Here is an 18,497-nt window from a genome sequence, read left to right as displayed (position 1 = left end):
TCATTTATAACTCTTTTTCTTTATAATAATTCACCATCAAATTAACAAATTTACTGTAGCCTTCCATGCCGTCTTTTTGCTGGTTTACTTTTAGGAATTGGTCGTAAAAAGCATGAAAACCTTTATTGATAATCGTGTCGTATTGCTTCCAGAAATGTTCACTTTCTTTATAATTTTTCAAAATACCGGGATGAATAGTTTTTAATAATTGTTTAAAAACAGCTTCGTCTCGTGCTTGCCAATTATTTAAACAATACCGTAGCGCCATGCTGTAACCTGAATATTGAACGTATAAATCATCATTTTTTACAGAAGATAAAAACCCAATAAAGTTGCATTCACTTTCACTTGCGTAACCCATTTGGTGTGCCATTTCGTGATTCGTGGTCATAGGGAAACTGTACATTGGACCTAGATAATTAACCTGCGCTTCATTGGTGAACGGATTCAAATAACCTCCAAAACCCATATACGTCAACGGCAGGCTAAACAATGATTTCTTGGTGCTTAACTTGGAATAAGAAAAATAGGGATAGTCCGCGGATAGGTTTTTATACCCATTCAGACTCATTTCAAAAACCTGTTCTTGTGAGTAGGGAAATACCACTTTCGAGCTGTCATTTTTTGTGATTTGGTAATGAACTGTATTGGTTTTGACAATTATCTTTTTGGTAAAAGCCAGCAAATCAGCATCCGAATAGTCTTTTTGAATTTCCATTTTTTCAAAAAGCGGTTCACGGTAATAATTTAATGCCCAAAGGACATGGAACAAAAAGTAAAAAACAGAAACAAAATTAAGTACACTCAAAATAGTGTCTTTCCATTCGGATTTCCAAGTTTTTCGTTTGTTCCAAAGCCATTTTAAAATAAATAAAATAAGAATAAAATAGAGAAAGTCACCCACAGAAAAAGGAATTCCGCCCAAAATAGTTCTTGAAAATAGTGAAAGTATCGGATAAAAACCATTGCTGTACCAGACTTCTATCTTTTCCGGGTAAAAGGGAATTATTTGTAAAAGCAGTATTTGGATCAATAGGAAGCAGGAAAGGAAATATTTTGTTTTCAATGTTTGAATTTTGGAAATGTAAATATAATTACAATATCAATTACTATCATACCGAATTTAAACTTTGTAACTTTGGGACTTGTAAATGTTAAACCTCAAACAAAAATAAATGAGTCAGGAAATAAGAAATCTGGAACCAAAAGCTCTTTGGAACAAGTTTGCCGATTTGAATGCTGTACCTCGTCCTTCTAAAAAAGAAGAGCGTGTAATTGAATTCATGAAAAACTTTGGAAATAATCTAGGATTGGAAACTTTTGAAGATGAAATTCGCAACGTAATCATCCGCAAACCGTCAACTGCTGGAATGGAAAACCGAAAAGCAATAGTGCTTCAAGGACATTTGGATATGGTGCATCAAAAAAATTCGGAAACCGTTTTTGATTTTGATACACAAGGAATCGATATGTATGTTGATGGAGATTGGGTACGTGCTCGCGGAACCACTCTTGGTGCTGATAACGGTCTAGGAGTTGCGGCTATCATGGCAATTTTAGAAAGTACGGATATTCCGCATCCTGCTATTGAAGCTTTATTTACCATTGACGAAGAAACAGGAATGACAGGGGCGTTGAACTTAAAAGGAGGCATTCTGCAAGGTCAAATTCTTTTGAATATGGATACGGAAGAAGATGATGAAATCGACATTGGTTGTGCTGGAGGAATTGATGTGACGGCTACTGCTGAATACGATGAAGAGGAAACTCCAGAAGGTTCAGTTGGATATACGATTACCGTAAAAGGATTGAAAGGTGGGCATTCTGGAATGGATATTCACAAAGGGTTGGGTAATGCCAATAAAATCATGAACCGATTGTTGTTTGATGGTTTTGATAATTTTGGTTTGCAAATTTCTGAAATAAAAGGAGGAAGTTTACGTAATGCGATTCCTCGTGAAAGTGAGGCAAAAGTAATTATTGCCGAAGTATATGATGAAGCTTTTGTTTTTGACATGCAGCAAATTGTAAACGAAATCAAAACAGAGTTTAAAACAACGGAGCCAAATTTAGAAGTTGTTTTTGATAAAATGAAGGAAACTCCTGCTAAAGTAATGCCGACAATTGCTCAGTTTTACTTTGTAAGATCGATGTATACGGCGCATAACGGAGTGTACAGAATGAGTGCTGATTTTGATGATTTAGTAGAAACATCTAATAATATTGCCAAAGTAATTGTTGGAGACGGACAACTTTCAGTACAATGTTTAACGCGTTCTTCTGTTGAAACATCTAAATTTGATTTGGCTAATGGGTTGCGTTCTGCTTTTGAATTAATGGGTTGTGAAGTAGAATTTTCAGGTTCGTATCCTGGTTGGACACCAAATTCAGAATCAGAGATTTTGGACGTTTTAGTTCCAATTTACGAAAAACAAAACGGTGAAAAACCAAAAGTAGTGGCATGTCACGCAGGATTAGAATGTGGAATTTTGGGGACTAATTATCCAGATATGGATATGATTTCTTTTGGACCAACGATTCACGGTGCACATTCCCCGGATGAAAGAGCGAGTATTTCTTCTTCTCAGAAATTCTGGAAGTTTGTATTGGAAATTTTAGCGAATATTCCGGTGAAATAATATTCAGTTATTGAAAAAGTGGTCAGTGTTCAGTTGTTTAGGAGTCAGTATTTAAACTGAACACTTCTTTTTAAACTGAACACAGACCACTAATTATTAGTCTCTTTTTGGAGCGTTCTTCTTGTCTCTCTTTTCTTCTTTCTTTTCTTTAGCCGTTTTCAAAGGCTCTTTTTTCGCAGTTTTTTTTGCGTCTTGACTTTTTGCCATGATATAGATATTTAGGTTATGTTTTTAATTCTTGATTCAGGTAAATGTATATAATATTTTTGATTTGTTTTAGATATTATTTTAAAAAATCCCCATCGATGATTAATAATTCTACGCCGGCAGCTGCTATAGACCGATGCGAACTTTCATTGTCTGAGACGATATAAGTCATTCCTTTGGAAAGTATAACTTGTTCTCCAGATTCTAATTCACTAATGAAATCTCCTTCAAGACAATGTACAATATGGCCTTTCTGGCACCAGTGGTCTGCTAGATATCCTTTGGAATAGGTTACTTTGCGAATTCTAAGTCCGCCTAATTGTATAGTTTGCCAATGCGCAATTCCTGTTGTGCCGATATGTTCAGTTTTTTCTATTGAATCCCAATCAATAGTTTGAAAAGGTATAGTAGACATATATTTTACTTTTTAAATTGTTGAAATTTTGATTTAAATGGTATCACTCCAAAATAAAATTCCCCAATTTCTTTTAGAATTGAGGAATGATTTAATTTGTGAAAGCTTGTTTACTAAGATTTAATTATATGTTTTATTTTTTCTTTAAAACTTTATATTCTTCATAACAGCCGCTGATAGCGTCCATAATCTGTAAGTCGTTAGCTGTTTTAATAAAGGATTCCGAGTAGTTGCAACGCTGTAAAATCTCAGGTATTTCATTTTTATCAATACCTAAAAGTACGGCTATAGTTTCTCTGTCAAATTTTGATTCTAGAAGATTACGCACCGTATCATCTTTCTTCATTTCTTTGAGTTTTTTGAGCTCTTTTGGATTGTTACCAAAGAAATTATAAAGCATATCGGCTGGATTAAAGATGGAACCAAGAACTCTTCCAAACGCATTTGGCGAATATTCACCCGCTTCATATCCTTGTGTTAAACCTGAAATACTGTAACGATAGTTTTCTTTTACGGGAATAATTTTGGTGTCTACTTCAAGATATCCGGTAAGATTAAATGGTCTTATTACGACTTCTTCAAGTGCTATAGCTTTTTCTGTAAGTTGAATTTTAGTACTTTTATTTTTGATCCAGTCATTGGTCACTCGAACGCGAAGTGATTGAAATCCCAGACTGGTGATGTGAAGTGTGTCGTTCACTTGAACGTCTATCTCAAAAAATCCTCCTGAATCAGTTGTTGCGCCTCTAACTTTATTAATATTAATAATATTTACACTAGATAAAGGTTGTCTGGTAGTATTACTGATGATGATACCATTAACTTTTTGGGAGGCTTCTTTAACTTGCGCAAAAGCGCTTACGGACAGTGCTAAAAAAAAGAAAACTACAAAATATTTCATAAACTGATTTAAGACTTTAAAAGTAATAAAACAGGATTAAATATTTTGTAGTTCCAGTATTTAATTATAAGAAAATTAACAATGAATGTTAGTCTCTTCTTGGTCTTCTTGGTCTTGGTGAATCACCAAAGCTTTCAGAACGTCTTGGTGCTCTATCAGAAGAACCTTCAGTTCTAGGTCTGTCAGATGAAAAACCACCTTCTCTTCGAGAATCGCTTCTTCCGCCAAATCCACCTTCTCTTGGAGCTGAATTTCTGTCACTTCTGAAACCACCACCACCAGAACCTTCTCTTCTTGGTGCAAAACTACCTTCTCTTCTTGGAGCTGAACTTCTTCCGCCACCAAAACTTCCACCAGAACTTCTTCCGTTATGGTCACGTCTTCCGCCACCATCGTTTTTAGAAATTTCAACATTGATTCTACGTCCTTCTAATTGAACGTTGTTCAATATCTCCATTACTTTATCAGTATGCTCAGGATCTGTGTTAAAGAAAGAGAAACCTTCTTTTACATCTACTTTGAAAACATCATCACGACCTAAGTCTAATGTTTCTTTCAAGTAATCTTTCAATGACATCCAATCAAAGTTATCTCTTGAACCTATGTTTACAAAATATCTTGTCGCACCACCATTGTTATTTTCTCTTGGAGCACCATCTCTATCGTCACGCTCACGTCTTTCAGAACCTGAAGCTTGATTAGAAATATCTCTTGTTTTCTTGTAGTAATTGATGAAACGGTTAAATTCAACCGATACCATTTTCTTGATTAATTCTTCTTTCGATAAATCTTCAAGTACGCTATTAATTGCAGGAAGGTAAGTGTCAATTTCATGATCAACTTCCGTATCTTTTATTTTAGTAGCTAGGTGTAATAATTGGATTTCGCAGATTTCAATTCCAGATGGGATTGTTTTTTCTTCGAATTTTTGCTTGATGATTCTTTCAATTGAAGAAATCTTGCGCAATTCGCTTTTAGTAACGATTACAATAGATGTTCCTAATTTTCCAGCACGACCTGTACGACCTGAACGGTGGTTGTACGTTTCGATTTCGTCAGGTAATTGATAATTCACTACGTGAGTAATGTTATCAACGTCAATTCCACGAGCAGCAACGTCAGTCGCTACAAGCATTTGAATTTGTCTTCCTCTAAAAGATTTCATGACACCGTCACGTTGCGCTTGAGATAAATCTCCATGCAATGCAGCAGCGCTGTATCCATCTTCAACCAGTTTTTCAGCAACAGCTTGCGTATCTCTTTTGGTACGGCAAAAAACTACAGAGAAAATGTCTGGGTTAGAATCAGCTAAACGTTTTAAAGCTTCGTAACGGTCACGTGCATTTACAAGGTAAAATTCGTGAGAAACGGTAGCTGAACCAGAGTTTTTAGCTCCAACTGTAATTTCAATTGGATCCGTCATGAATTGTTTTCCAATACGTGCTACTTCAGCAGGCATTGTTGCAGAGAATAACCATGTGTTTTTTTCGTCTGGCGTAGTCGAAAGGATGTTTACGATATCTTCGTAGAAACCCATGTTCAACATTTCGTCAGCTTCGTCAAGAATACAGTAGTTGATTTGAGAAATGTTTACCAAACCTCTATTAATCATGTCTTGCATTCTTCCTGGAGTTGCCACAATAATTTGCGCGCCTCTCTTTATGTCTCTCGCTTGTTCTGTAATGCTAGCTCCACCGTAAACTGCTACCACATTAATACCTTTTTCGTACTTAGAGTAGTTTTTAATTTCGTTGGTAATCTGCAAACAAAGTTCGCGTGTTGGAGATAAAATTAATGCCTGTGTGTTTCTGTTGTTGACATCAATTTTCTGAATAACTGGAAAACCAAAAGCTGCCGTTTTCCCTGTCCCTGTCTGAGCCAACGCAACCATATCTGTATCTTTTTCCAATAATAGGGGAATCGCTTTCTCCTGTACTTCGGTCGGATTTTCAAATCCTAGATCTAAAATCGCCTTCAGTAACGATTCACTCAATCCTAATTGTTCAAATTTATTCATATGTATTTTTAAAATAGGGTGCAAAATTACTGTTTATAATTCATATAAACTAATGCTATTTTAAGATTTAATGATTTATTATAATTTGATTATCAGAAAGTTATGTTTTTGTTTGCAAATTTGAGTTTTCAGTTTAGGTAATTGAGTACTAAATTATGGCTTGAATTTCAATTTTTTGTTATAAAATGTTGTATTCAATCGTTATTTAGACTTTTTCAAAAAAGCGATCAATTCTTGTGTTGCCTTTCCTCTGTGACTTATTTTATTTTTTATGTCTAATGATAATTGGGCGAATGTTTGAGTAAATCCTTCTGGCTGAAAAATAGGATCGTACCCAAAACCCTGATTTCCAATTTTTTCCAAAGTAATCGCACCTTTTGCAATTCCTGTAAAAAGATGTTGCTCTCCTTTTAAATTTAACGCAATTACGGTTTTAAATTGCGCTGCTCTATTATTTTTATCGGATAGATTAACTAATAATTTATTCATATTATCATCTGCATTGCGTTGTTCGCCAGCATAACGTGCGGAGAAAACTCCTGGTTCGCCATTCAAAGCGTCCACTTCAAGTCCGGTGTCATCAGCAAAACAATCAAATCCGTATTTTTGCTTGACATAATTTGCTTTTTGGATGGCATTGCCTTCAATAGTGTCAGTTGTTTCTGGAATATCTTCAAAACAGCCAATGCTCTCTAAACTAAGAATGGTAATAGATTCAGGAAGCATGCTTTGTAATTCGTGGATTTTATTTTTATTATTAGAGGCGAAAACGAGTTGCATTTTTTTTAGTTTTATTTTTCAAATATACATTTTCTGCTAATTAAGGATAGTGCCAAACAGTTTTTTATTTATGCGATCATATATTTTGCAGGGTTTTGAAGGAGTAAGTTTCTCAAAATGAGTAGAGCTACGTTATAAATGAATATATTAAATATTAGTTAAAATATTGATATCCAGTAATTTAAATATTTAATACTTGTATCTTTGAATGTGGTTTTGATTGATCACTTGAATAATTTACCAGTTTGTGGTGATAATATTCAGATACTCAATTATACTGAACGGTAGCGTTGATAATGGTAAATCGAAACTAACAATTGGAGGTCTCTCACGAGATCTCCTTTTTTTTGTAAAACATTTTCTGAAACAGTTTTAGAAAATACACAGTGGTTAAAAAGTTTCTATGTAATTAAAAATCAGTATGTTAATAATTATTTAAACTACTGTGCGTTAGTTTTTTATGTTTAAAATAGTTGTATCTTTGGGTATGGTTTTGGTTTATTGTTGAATATATCCATCTGCAAAGAGAAGAGTATTTAATAGTTAGTAGTGTCGAAAGATATATACCGATAACAACAAACCAAAGTCCATATCTGGAGGCCCTTTAAAAAGGCCTCCTTTTTTTGTTTATTTATTACCCTAAATAACTTTCTCATATTAAATTTTTATTGAAACAGTTTAAAAAGCTATGTTTTCAGATTTCTTTTCAAAATCAAATTTTCAAAATCAAATAAAGGAAACAAAAAAAACATTAATTTAATAATTTAAATAAAAGTTAAAATATTGATTTTTAATTAGTTTAATTAAAAATAGTTGTATTTTTGAATGTGATTCTGATTAATTACTTGGGATGTTAATCTTATAATGAGATTGATAACTCATAATTGACTCTATCAGTAACGGTATGAGTTAGTATTGGTAAATCAGAATCGACAATTGGAGGACTCTCAAGGTCCTCCTTTTTTTTATTGTTTAAATTTAAAATTTCTCTTTATATAGAAACTGATAGTAATACGTTAATTACGTGTTAAAGTATTGATTTTTAATTATTTATGTATTTTAAAATCTTAAATTTATATGTGGTTTTGATTAATTACTTGAGTTATCCATCTTGCAATAAGATCCGGTCATTCAATAATCAGCTATACATAAAAGTATGAGTTGATAATGGTAAATCAGAATCAACAATTGGAGGGCTGTAAAAGTCCTCCTTTTTTTGTTATTTAATTTAATGTTTGGTGACACTTTTTAAGTTATCAGGAAAATATAAATCAGATAAATGAGTAAATTCATCCCCACGCATAAAAATATTAATATCTACTTCAGAGAAGCTTTTTTTACCTGCGGCTGCAAGAAGTTCATTGGCAGAATGTAAAGTATTTTTATGAAAATGAAAAACGCGTTCCGCTTTATCAGTAACCACTAATCCTTTCATCAGCATTTTATTTTGTGTTGCAACTCCTGTAGGGCATTCATTATTGTTGCATCGCAAGGCTTGGATACATCCCAAAGAAAACATAAAACCGCGCGCACTATTACAAATGTCAGCACCTAGAGCAACTGCTCTTAATATAGAATATCCTGAGATGATTTTGCCACTACTAATAATGCGGATTTTGTCCCTAATTCCAAAACGTACTAATGTTTTATTTACAAAAATAAGTCCTGGTTCTAATGGCATTCCTACACCATCAGCAAATTCTAGTGGGGCCGCGCCGGTTCCTCCTTCGGCACCATCAACAGTAATGAAATCGGGATAGCAGTTTTGCGTAATCATTTCTTGGCAAATCATTTCGAATTCCCGAGTCTCACCAATGCATAATTTAAAACCAATTGGCTTTCCATTAGATAACTCGCGTAATGTTGCTATGAAATCAATTAAACCTTTAGTGTCTTCAAAAGCTGAATGATTGGGAGGTGAAAGAATTGTTGTATGAGGCAAAACACCTCTTATTTTTGCAATTTGCACCGTATTTTTTGCTGCGGGTAAAACACCTCCGTGACCTGGTTTCGCACCTTGTGATAACTTGATTTCTATCATTTTTACTTCTGGTAGATTCGCTTTTTCAGTAAATCTTCCTCCATCAAAACCACCCCTGTCATCACGACAACCAAAATATCCTGTTCCTATTTGCCAGCATATATCACCTCCTTGTTGATGGAATTCAGTTAAGCCTCCTTCTCCGGTATTGTGATAGAATTTTCCTTGGTTTGCTCCTTTGTTGAGTGCTACTATTGCATTTTCACTTAGTGAACCAAAACTCATTGCCGAAATATTTAATAACGAGGCTGAGTATGGTTGGGTACAATCTGGTCCGCCAATTGTAACCCGAGGGAGCTCATCATTGACTATTGCAGGGAAAATAGAATGTTTAATTCCTTCATAATTTGAGTCGTTCAGGTTGAGTTGCGTTCCAAACGGTGTTGTCGAATCGATATTTTTGGCTCTTTGATACACAAGGGAACGTTCGTTTCTTGAAAAAGGTTTGCCGTCAGTGCTGCGTTCTATAAAATATTGTTGGATCTCAGGTGCTATCATTTCAAATAGATACCTGAAATAACCTAAAACAGGAAAATTTCTTAAAATAGCATGTTTGTGCTGCATAGTATTGGCAAAACCAACAACTAAAAGCAAAATCAATAGCAGCATTAGCAGTAGCCCTTTTTGAAAAAAGAAATAAATTACAGTTGTAATAAGTAGTGCAGATATTCCGATAAGGAAAAATTTTTGTCTCATCTTAAACTTGGTTATAGTTTTCTTACGAAATTAAGTACATTTTGGTATAAATTAAAATTTAGGCCTCTATTTCTAAATATTTTTTTTTAAAAAATAAGGAAAAATAAATTTAACCTTTTGCTTCGATTTATAGTGATAAGTTAAAATAATTTTTGGGTGGAGTTTTTTTGGATATGTTCGAAATAAAATACTTTTCTTTTTTATAAAATCGAACGTTAATAATTAGTAAAAATATAATTTTATCAAAATTGTAGCCAATCGTAAATCAATATAAATTTTTATTCTATTTCATTTTACCAATTTATTTTTAACTCCGTTTAAAATTATTCCAACAGTATAAAACTGCATGTCGTCGAATATCTCTAATCATTTTCTATAGTATTTTAATCTTTGCTGACTTATTTAAAAAAATAAAACTAACTGATTTTTATGAAAAATATTCAAACATTTCTTTTAATGCTCTTTTTTACAAATTGCTACTCTCAATATGTTTTTGAAAAAAAAGCGGTGCCTGAAAAAGTATCTTTAGAAAGTTTTACTGAAATTATTAATGCTGAAGACGAAGTATTAGATATTCAAGAAGTAATCTTAAAGTTTGATCAACAAGAACCTAAGTTAAAAGCTTCAATTCAAAAATATTTTGGTTACACAAATGATAATTTTTGGGCCAAAGTTGCAATCCAAAATAAAACAAATCAATCATTAAACTATTTACTTTCAACTGCAACTCCAATGACTAACTTGGTTGAACTGTATATAGTCGATGAACAATCAAAAAAAATTAAAAAAATTGTAAATGGTGCTTCTTTAAACTACTCAAAAAGGATTTTAGCTAGTAACGAGGTTCTTTTTGATTTAAGTATTAATCCTGACACTAATCTGGATTTATATATACATTATAGCACTACTGGAGGTGTTGTAGCAATACCTATGGAACTTTATAGTTATGAGAGTTTCTATAAAAATACAATTCAAAAAAAGTTTATTAATGGTATTTTTTATGGCCTTGTAATACAGTTTTCATTGTTTTTGATTTTTTTATATTTTGCAGTGCGGGGAGCCAAAATAGTAACTTTAGCATTTTTTATTTTCTTAAGTGGATTAATAGCTTTTATGCTTGATGGTTATTTTTCCGTAAATTTTAATCATGAATCAGGAGTTTTTCTAAATAATATATTTTTATTAATTCTGATACTTACAGGTTTGTTTTTAGGAAAGTTTGGAGAATTATCACTAAAAATTAAAAAAAATAATAAAAAATTATTTTATGTTTTTCAAATTTTTTATGTCTTAAATATTAGTTTGTTTCCTTTACAGTGTATTTTTAAAACACATTTTGCTTTATTTTTAATTCTTTCAAATTTATTCGGTTTTATATTGTTTTTATTAATTGGATTTGCGCTTCTAACTTTCAAAAATAGAAAAGATAAGATAATAATATTTTTTGTATTAGGAAATATCTCCCTATTTGTGGGCTATTTAATTTATACTTTGAAAATTTATGGAATATTGGATTCAACTACCGTAATTGAAAGTAGTACTAAAATTTCAATAGCACTTGCTATGATTTTATTTACAATTAGAGAGGTTGTCTATCTTTTTAGATTAAGAATTTTAAAAAATAATTTAAGTGAAAAGGCTTTGATTAAAGCGCAAGAAATTAAAGATTTAAAATGTTATCTGCTTTGTAATATTAGCCACGAATTGAGAACACCCTTGAATGTGATTATGAATTTAAACAGAGACATTTTAGAGAAAAATATTGACACATCCATTAATAAAAAGTGCGAAAATATTCAAAATTCCTCTGAAAATTTATTAAATTCAATTAATGATATTCTTGATTTTTCCAAAATTGAGAAAAAAGAATTGAAGTTAGATAATTTAGCTTTTAATCCATTACAGACTTTGACTCGAATTAGAAAAACGCAGGAGCTGAGAGTCACAGAAAAGGGGTTGAAATTTAATTTTTCTGAAAGTGAAGGTTTTCCAAACTTAGTAATTGGGGATGAGTCGAGGTTTTCACAGATTGTTAATAATTTGCTGAATAATGCTATTAAATTTACTTCAGTAGGTTTTGTTGATTTTGATATTAAATCTAAAGTAATACCCAATAACAAAGTTAGACTAACTGTCTCCATAACTGATTCGGGTGTTGGTATTGAAAATGAAAAAATAGATAGAATATTTGATTCTTTTAGTCAGAATAGCATTGACAATAAACGGGCATATGGTGGAATAGGTTTAGGATTATACATTGTAAAATCTTTAATTGATATGCAAGGTGGTGTACTTGAAGTAAAAAGTGTTTTAGGTAAAGGAACAAATTTTAAAATTAGTATAGACTTTGATATTGTAGTACAATCACAAATGGAGATAGTTGCTGCTGTACCTGCAGTTTATGATTTGGGAGGAAAAAGCATATTAGTAGTTGAGGATAATAAAATGAATCAAATGATTATTGATGTAATAACCAAAAAATGGTTGAATACAAAAGCTTTATATGTTAATAATGGTCAGGAAGCCTTGGAAGCATTTGAAACAAATCATTTTGATATTGTTTTAATGGACCTGCAAATGCCAATTATGGATGGTTATGAAGCAACAGTTGCCATTAGAAATGGTGAAGCTGGTGCACACAACTGCAATATTCCAATTATTGCAGTTACTGCCGATGTTATGGAAACAACAAAAAATCGTGTCAAAGAAATAGGGATGAATGATTATTTGTCTAAACCAATTAAGAAAGAAACTTTATATAAGGCGATTAAAAAATTAGTTTAACTAAAACGCAATCGCACATAAACGTGTTTGATTCCTTTTTTATCAGAATCTCTTTCGTCGATTTCTAATATGTCAGTCAATGATTTAAGCATAGGAGTAAGTTTAGAAAAGCCATAATTTCTTGGATCGAATTCTGGTTTTTTCTTAACAATCAAATTTCCTACGTCGCCTAAAAATGCCCAGCCACTGTCATCAGCAATATCTTCTATAGTTGATTCAATCAATTCAATAGTATGTAAATCGACTTTGTTTAAGCTTTTTGGAGTTGTTTTTTTAGTATCGGTTGCGGTTCTTTTCGGTAATTTCTTTTTAATGGCGCCATCTAAAACTTCGATGTAAATAAATCGGTCACAGGCTACAATAAATGAATTTGGTGTTTTTTGTTCACCTATTCCAATGACTTTCATTCCGGATTCTCTCAATCGGATGGCTAAACGTGTAAAATCAGAATCACTGGAAACAATACAAAAACCATCGACTTTATCAGAATACAACAAATCCATGGCGTCAATAATCATCGCTGAATCCGAAGAGTTTTTCCCAACCGTATAGCTGTATTGTTGAATAGGAGTAATGGCGTGTTCCAACAAAACACTTTTCCAGCCGCCAGCATTTGGTTTAGTCCAATCGGCGTAAATCCGTTTGGTGGTTGGTGTACCAAATTTAGCAATTTCCTCCATCATTCCTTTTACATTGCTGTACGGAACATTGTCAGCATCAATGAGAACGGCTAATTTTAATTCTTTAGTATCTTGTGACATCTTGTAATGTTTTTGATTTTCGTACTTTAAAGGTACAGATTTTTCTTTTGTATTGTGTTTTTTTTATTTTTTGGATGCCAAATCTTTAATTGAAACGTCATTGATACGAACATCTTTGAGCACCGCTTCTCCATTTTTTACAGCCACTAAAGCGTACGTTTCGTTTTTCTTTTTAATAGAGAATCCCTGATAGATTTTCTCTGCTTTTTGCGCAATATCTTCATTCATATAATACCGATTGAAAGGAAAGTCAATTATTATTTTGGAGTCCAGATACCCTAAACTAATTTTTGTTTTAATATACGATTCGCTATTTTTTGGTTTCATTTTAGAAATAGAACTGATTTTGGCGAACCCATTTTTGTCGATAGTGAGTGTTGCAAAAACCGTTTCACCGTTACTCCATTTAATATTGTTTTGCACCGTGATTTCTCTTTCTTTAAAGAATAACGTAATGTACTTCCCTCTAAAAGGATCATAAGGATCTATTGGAGCTGTCTGAAATTTGAATTCTGTTCCAGTTTTCATAATATCTTCCTGATTGAACATCATTTGCAATGGAACGTATAATTGAGCGATAACAACCAATATGAAAATTAGGAGTGTGATTTTCTTATTTTTCATTTCTATTTCTTTTTTTAAGGATGAAATAATTAGCTAAGAAGAATCCTAAACCAATCGTTATAAATAGAATACCTCGAAGTACGAAACTTAAATCCGTATCAAAAAAACGACACGTAATAAGAATAGTAATAAGGAGTAATCCAAAATTCAATAGTCCCAGATGATTTAATTTAATACCACGTTTAACCTCGAAGATGCCAATGAATAATACGATTACATTGGCCACTATTGAAAACTCATAGCCGCTATTAAGAGTGAGGATATTCATCAAGAATACAAGCTCTAAAAGAGAAACTTCCTTAAAATTCGTTTGACTGTTTTTTTTGTAAAATAAGAGAGCGGCAATCAATGTGAGTGCACAAGCAGTTATGAATTCCATCGATAGCAATGTTTCTGAAATTGAATCTGTTTTATAAAAAGATTTATCCCAAAACCATTTAAAACTATACAGCAATAAAAGATAAAGTATTCCTAATTTTCCAACGATGAGAAAGCTGTTATTTTTTAATTTTTGTTTGTCAAAGAATGACGTTTTACCAATGAAATAAAAAATCGTGAACAAACTCATGTAGCCTAAATGTAGTAAATGACTATTTTTATGGGCAATAGTACCGAGACAAATTACAATTGAAACAGCAATAAACCAGTTGTGAAACAACGTAAAATTGCTTAATGCTTTGGTTTTGATCAGCTGATAATAATGAGGAGCGATTCCTAAAAGCAATAACCAATATAAAAAAGAATGAGTGCTTGGATAGGTAAAGTAATTAGCATTACAGCCATAATACGTAATTCCTGCAATATATAAAAGTGAAACGATGGAGGATTGAAGCAGATAAACCAGAGACAAACTCAATAGCATCCAAGTAATTATAAAAGAATTTAAATCTCCCGGAATATTATAAACCTGAGCGACTAATGAAATGCTTGCGCCAATGGCAAAAAATAAAAAAACGGATGAAGTTTCTTTCCAAACAGTGCTTCCAGATTTTTTTAAAATAGAATAACCACATAATAATTGACCAATAAGAAGCGGAAGGAACGATAGGATTATTTTAGTTAATCGGGAAAGATTGTCCCAGTTGTGAGCGAAAACAAGAATAATTCCAAGTCCAACAAGTATAGCTCCCAAAATTCCAAAAATAGAAGAAAGTCTGTTGTGGTTTTCTTCCTTTTTTTGGTGGAAATATTCGCGTATTTTTTCAGCGGTTTCTCTAGTCACTACGTTCGCGTGGAGTAGTTCTTCCAGTTCATTTATTATTTTGTCAGACATAAACTATAATTCTATAAATCAAATATACAAAGATTATCATTGAAAACGACTCGAAGCTTCTGGTTTAGTCTAATCCTTGTTAAGTTCGAATAGTTCATTTTGCGTGACCATGGCAAGAAATCACGCATTATTTCATAATCTCATAAATCATATATTAAACAACAGAAATTAGTACTAAAGAGACAATATGATAAAGCATGAAAAATAAATTTGCTTTCAAGTCCATTATAAAATTTAAATAATTATTTTTGCAACTTCTTAAAATTAAAATTATTACTTGATATATTATGGTAAAAGATTTATTCGAAAGGATTCAAAACAATAAAGGACCGTTAGGAAAATGGGCTTCGCAAGCTGAAGGTTATTTCGTTTTTCCTAAATTGGAAGGTGAGTTAGGTCCAAGAATGCAGTTTGGTGGAAAAGATATTTTGAATTGGAGTTTGAATGACTATTTAGGTCTTGCTAATCACCCAGAAGTGCGTCAGGCAGATACGGAAGCAGCAGCACAATATGGTGCCGCTTACCCAATGGGAGCGCGTATGATGAGCGGTCACACTAAATATCATGAGCAATTAGAGAATGAATTGGCTGCTTTTGTAATGAAAGAGTCGGCATATTTATTGAATTTTGGATACCAAGGAATTATGTCAACAATTGACGCTTTGGTTACAAAAAATGATGTAATTGTATATGATGTAGATGCGCATGCTTGTATTATTGATGGTGTTCGTTTGCACATGGGAAAACGTTTTACATACCGTCATAATGATCTTGCAAGTATGGAAAAAAACTTAGAACGTGCTACAAAATTAGCTGAAGTAACTGGAGGAGGAATTCTTTTTATTACAGAAGGTGTTTTTGGAATGCGTGGACAACAAGGAAAATTGAAGGAAATTGTTGCCATGAAGGAAAAATTTAATTTCCGTTTATTGGTTGATGATGCACATGGCTTTGGAACACTAGGAAAAACGGGTGCCGGAGCAGGTGAGGAGCAAGGTTGTCAAGATGGAATTGATGTTTATTTCTCTACTTTTGCTAAATCTATGGCTAACATAGGTGCATTTGTAGCGGCTGATAAAGATATTATTGATTATTTGAAATACAATTTACGTTCTCAAATGTTTGCAAAAGCATTGCCAATGATTCAAACAATTGGATCTTTGAAACGATTAGAATTGTTGCGTAATCACCCGGAATTGAAAGATAAATTGTGGGAGAATGTAAATGCGTTGCAAAACGGATTGAGAGAGCGTAATTTCAATATTGGAGATACAAATACTTGTGTAACGCCAGTTTATCTTGAAGGAAGTGTGCCGGAAGCAATGATTATGGTAAATGACTTAAGAGAAAACTACGGGATTTTCTTATCGATTGTAATTTATCCTGTAATTCCAAAAGGGATTATCTTGTTGAGAATGATTCCTACAACATCTCATACATTATCAGATGTTGATGAAACACTAACTGCTTTTGAAGCGATTCGTGAGAAATTAGAAAATGGTACGTACAAAGAAATCGCAAGTAGAACTACGGTTGATTTAGACGCATAATTAAGTCATTAAATGTATATGTAAATCCATCAGTCTTCGGGCTGATGGATTTTTTTTTGAAAGGTATTCCATCAAGAAGTCGTATATTTAGTAAACTAAAGTTGAAAATGTATGAAAAAAGAAATTATATTAGGTGTCGTTTTTATGACTTTTTTTATTTCTTGTAAAAAAGAAATGGAAACAGAAGAACCTCCTGTTGTCTCAGAAAAAATTGTTGTTAAAGAATCAGAATTTCAAGAATGTTACCAGGCAATTCTTAAAAAGGATACTATTTCGTTGACTTTGAAGATAAAAAACGGTGAGCTTTCCTCAGGAAACTTAAGTTATAATTTTTATGAGAAAGATAAAAACGAAGGAACACTTGTTGGGGAACTGAAAGGTGATACGCTTTATGCGGATTATACTTTTATGTCCGAAGGAACTTCTTCAGTCCGCGAAGTTGTTTTCTTAAAAAAAGATGATTCTTATATTGAAGGTTTTGGAGATGTGGTTGATGATAATAAAGGAAAAGTAACTTTCAAGGATAAAAAAAAATTACAATTTGATGGAAGTATAGTTTTGTCAAAAGTAGATTGTAAAATGTGATTTTATTAAAAACATGTGATAATTAAAACCAAAAAAATCCATCAGCATGAAATTGATGGATTTTTAGTTTTGCTATAAAATGCAATTTATTTACAATTCTTTTCTATAAGTACATCGTCGTTTGTGAATCTGAGGATCAAAATGTTTCCATAAATTGATGCTTGCGGCGTTGTCAGCTAATTCAGGAGTTCTGAAACAATTTAAGATTCCTTTTTCTTTGAAAGTTTCGTAATATTCTTTAAATATAATGGCTGTAACCGCTTTGTTTTGGTATTCGGGCAGTACGCCAATAAGGTAAAAAATTACGTCTTTACTTTGTTTCTTAGCTCGTAATAAATGAAGGAATCCAAACGGGAATAATTTTCCTTTTGCCTTTTGTATCGCCTCTGAAAACGAAGGCATTACAATACTGAAAGCAACTATATTATGATCTTTGTCTTCCACAAATTTTATAAACTCAGGATTGATGAAACTGATGTATTTCTTCTTGAAATATTCTTTTTGCGTATCTGAAATAGCTACAAATGAAGATAGAGACGCATAAGACTTATTGAATAAATCAAACATTTTATCTACATGAGGCATTACTTCTTTGGTAGTTTTAAAATTAAGCGGGCTTAGTTGGTACCTTCTTTTTACTAAATCATTTGCTTTTTCAAAAAATTCAGGTTTTACGTTTGAAAAAGGAAATTTACTTTCAATGTATTCCTTTTCTTTAACATAGCCCAATTGTTCAAAATGAGTTGCATAATAAGGATGATTGTACCATGTAATCATCGTTCCTATCGTATCAAAACCTTCAGTAAGCACGCCAACTTTATCCAAGTTTGAAAAGCCCATCGGGCCTTCAACATATTCTAAGTTATTTTTTCGACCTAATTCATGCACTTTTTCTAAAAGTGCTTTTGTCACTTCAATATCATCTATAACATCAAACCAACCAAAACGGACTTTCATTTTTTGTTGGTCTTTTACCTCACTCCAATTGATGATTGCAACAATTCTACCTACTATTTCGTTATTTCTTTTAGCTACATAAAAATAGGCTTCAGCAGTTTCGAAAGCGGGATTTTTAGTTTTATCAAATCCTTCGACTTCTTCTCCAATTAATGGCGGAACCCAGTTTTTATTGTTTTTGTATAGTGAAAAAGGGAATTTGACAAATTGAGTTAATTCACTTTTTGTTTTTGCTTCTTGTATTGTAATCATGCTGTTTTTGAAATT

At 32.4% G+C, this 18,497-nt stretch carries 14 protein-coding genes; 4 read left to right on the top strand and 10 right to left on the bottom strand.

All coding sequences use genetic code 11. The features are described from left to right. Positions 1 to 4: 4 nt before the first annotated feature. Positions 5 to 1,066, bottom strand: coding sequence for a DUF3810 domain-containing protein (locus tag G7A72_RS04445; protein ID WP_165151585.1), 1,062 nt, complete (start codon positions 1,064 to 1,066; stop codon positions 5 to 7). A 109-nt stretch (positions 1,067 to 1,175) separates the two neighbouring features. On the opposite strand from G7A72_RS04445, the gene G7A72_RS04440 reads away from it, so the two are divergent. After that, positions 1,176 to 2,639 carry an aminoacyl-histidine dipeptidase gene (locus G7A72_RS04440; protein ID WP_165151584.1) on the top strand — a complete coding sequence of 488 codons (1,464 nt, stop codon included), beginning with the start codon at positions 1,176 to 1,178 and terminating at the stop codon, positions 2,637 to 2,639. Positions 2,640 to 2,922: 283 nt separating this feature from the next. Here G7A72_RS04440 and G7A72_RS04435 read toward each other — a convergent pair whose 3' ends face one another. The 5 genes from G7A72_RS04435 to G7A72_RS04415 form a co-directional block, all read right to left on the bottom strand. Beyond that, positions 2,923 to 3,261, bottom strand: coding sequence for a DHCW motif cupin fold protein (locus G7A72_RS04435; RefSeq protein WP_165151583.1), 339 nt, complete (start codon positions 3,259 to 3,261; stop codon positions 2,923 to 2,925). A gap of 133 nt (positions 3,262 to 3,394) precedes the next feature. Then, entirely contained in the window at positions 3,395 to 4,162 is a 768-nt protein-coding gene (locus tag G7A72_RS04430) for a carboxypeptidase-like regulatory domain-containing protein (protein ID WP_165151582.1), read from the bottom strand. 88 nt (positions 4,163 to 4,250) lie between these two features. Then, positions 4,251 to 6,179: a DEAD/DEAH box helicase gene (locus G7A72_RS04425; protein ID WP_113666738.1), complete on the bottom strand. Its 1,929-nt coding sequence runs from the start codon at positions 6,177 to 6,179 to the stop codon at positions 4,251 to 4,253. Between the two features lie 201 nt (positions 6,180 to 6,380). Next, positions 6,381 to 6,959 carry a non-canonical purine NTP diphosphatase gene (locus G7A72_RS04420; protein ID WP_165151581.1) on the bottom strand — a complete coding sequence of 193 codons (579 nt, stop codon included), beginning with the start codon at positions 6,957 to 6,959 and terminating at the stop codon, positions 6,381 to 6,383. A 1,228-nt stretch (positions 6,960 to 8,187) separates the two neighbouring features. Next, positions 8,188 to 9,696, bottom strand: coding sequence for an FMN-binding glutamate synthase family protein (locus G7A72_RS04415; RefSeq protein WP_165151580.1), 1,509 nt, complete (start codon positions 9,694 to 9,696; stop codon positions 8,188 to 8,190). A gap of 429 nt (positions 9,697 to 10,125) precedes the next feature. Between G7A72_RS04415 and G7A72_RS04410 the strand changes: the two genes are divergently transcribed. Then, on the top strand, positions 10,126 to 12,480 hold the full coding sequence (locus G7A72_RS04410) for a hybrid sensor histidine kinase/response regulator (protein WP_165151579.1): 2,355 nt from the start codon (positions 10,126 to 10,128) through the stop codon (positions 12,478 to 12,480). On the opposite strand, the gene G7A72_RS04405 is transcribed toward G7A72_RS04410, so the two are convergent. The 3 genes from G7A72_RS04405 to G7A72_RS04395 form a co-directional block, all read right to left on the bottom strand. Continuing rightward, positions 12,477 to 13,241 carry an NYN domain-containing protein gene (locus G7A72_RS04405; RefSeq protein ID WP_113666742.1) on the bottom strand — a complete coding sequence of 255 codons (765 nt, stop codon included), beginning with the start codon at positions 13,239 to 13,241 and terminating at the stop codon, positions 12,477 to 12,479. The two genes, G7A72_RS04410 and G7A72_RS04405, sit on opposite strands and share 4 nt — an antisense overlap. Positions 13,242 to 13,304: 63 nt before the next feature. Beyond that, a complete protein-coding gene (locus G7A72_RS04400) occupies positions 13,305 to 13,865 on the bottom strand; it encodes a GDYXXLXY domain-containing protein (RefSeq protein ID WP_165151578.1) in 561 nt (186 codons plus the stop codon). Next, positions 13,855 to 15,138 (bottom strand): DUF2157 domain-containing protein, encoded by a 1,284-nt coding sequence (locus G7A72_RS04395; protein WP_165151577.1) that lies wholly within the window; start codon positions 15,136 to 15,138, stop codon positions 13,855 to 13,857. The genes G7A72_RS04400 and G7A72_RS04395 overlap by 11 nt, the downstream gene beginning before the upstream one ends. 287 nt (positions 15,139 to 15,425) lie before the next feature. Here G7A72_RS04395 and G7A72_RS04390 point away from each other — a divergent pair, with 287 nt between their 5' ends. Together G7A72_RS04390 and G7A72_RS04385 are read left to right on the top strand one after the other, a co-directional pair. Next, a complete protein-coding gene (locus G7A72_RS04390) occupies positions 15,426 to 16,688 on the top strand; it encodes a pyridoxal phosphate-dependent aminotransferase family protein (protein ID WP_113666745.1) in 1,263 nt (420 codons plus the stop codon). Between the two features lie 111 nt (positions 16,689 to 16,799). Further along, a complete protein-coding gene (locus tag G7A72_RS04385; protein WP_165151576.1) occupies positions 16,800 to 17,273 on the top strand; it encodes a hypothetical protein in 474 nt (157 codons plus the stop codon). 90 nt (positions 17,274 to 17,363) lie between these two features. On the opposite strand, the gene G7A72_RS04380 is transcribed toward G7A72_RS04385, so the two are convergent. Next, positions 17,364 to 18,482 carry a GTP cyclohydrolase gene (locus tag G7A72_RS04380; RefSeq protein ID WP_113666747.1) on the bottom strand — a complete coding sequence of 373 codons (1,119 nt, stop codon included), beginning with the start codon at positions 18,480 to 18,482 and terminating at the stop codon, positions 17,364 to 17,366. Positions 18,483 to 18,497 lie beyond the last annotated feature (15 nt).

Source organism: Flavobacterium sp. Sr18, assembly GCF_011064265.1.
Classification (GTDB): Bacteria; Bacteroidota; Bacteroidia; order Flavobacteriales; family Flavobacteriaceae; genus Flavobacterium; species Flavobacterium petrolei.
The sequence above is the reverse complement of the archived record's forward strand: the minus strand, read 5'-3'. Positions and strand labels throughout refer to the sequence as shown.

Excerpts from the sequence above, each read along its gene's own strand:
- G7A72_RS04400 (WP_165151578.1), bottom strand. The coding sequence starts at position 13,865 with ATGAAAAATAAGAAAATCACACTCCTAATTTTCATATTGGTTGTTATC.
- G7A72_RS04415 (WP_165151580.1), bottom strand. The coding sequence starts at position 9,696 with ATGAGACAAAAATTTTTCCTTATCGGAATATCTGCACTACTTATTACA.
- G7A72_RS04410 (WP_165151579.1), top strand. The coding sequence starts at position 10,126 with ATGAAAAATATTCAAACATTTCTTTTAATGCTCTTTTTTACAAATTGC.
- G7A72_RS04395 (WP_165151577.1), bottom strand. The coding sequence starts at position 15,138 with ATGTCTGACAAAATAATAAATGAACTGGAAGAACTACTCCACGCGAAC.
- G7A72_RS04440 (WP_165151584.1), top strand. The coding sequence starts at position 1,176 with ATGAGTCAGGAAATAAGAAATCTGGAACCAAAAGCTCTTTGGAACAAG.
- G7A72_RS04435 (WP_165151583.1), bottom strand. The coding sequence starts at position 3,261 with ATGTCTACTATACCTTTTCAAACTATTGATTGGGATTCAATAGAAAAA.
- G7A72_RS04390 (WP_113666745.1), top strand. The coding sequence starts at position 15,426 with ATGGTAAAAGATTTATTCGAAAGGATTCAAAACAATAAAGGACCGTTA.
- G7A72_RS04425 (WP_113666738.1), bottom strand. The coding sequence starts at position 6,179 with ATGAATAAATTTGAACAATTAGGATTGAGTGAATCGTTACTGAAGGCG.
- G7A72_RS04420 (WP_165151581.1), bottom strand. The coding sequence starts at position 6,959 with ATGCAACTCGTTTTCGCCTCTAATAATAAAAATAAAATCCACGAATTA.
- G7A72_RS04380 (WP_113666747.1), bottom strand. The coding sequence starts at position 18,482 with ATGATTACAATACAAGAAGCAAAAACAAAAAGTGAATTAACTCAATTT.
- G7A72_RS04385 (WP_165151576.1), top strand. The coding sequence starts at position 16,800 with ATGAAAAAAGAAATTATATTAGGTGTCGTTTTTATGACTTTTTTTATT.
- G7A72_RS04430 (WP_165151582.1), bottom strand. The coding sequence starts at position 4,162 with ATGAAATATTTTGTAGTTTTCTTTTTTTTAGCACTGTCCGTAAGCGCT.
- G7A72_RS04405 (WP_113666742.1), bottom strand. The coding sequence starts at position 13,241 with ATGTCACAAGATACTAAAGAATTAAAATTAGCCGTTCTCATTGATGCT.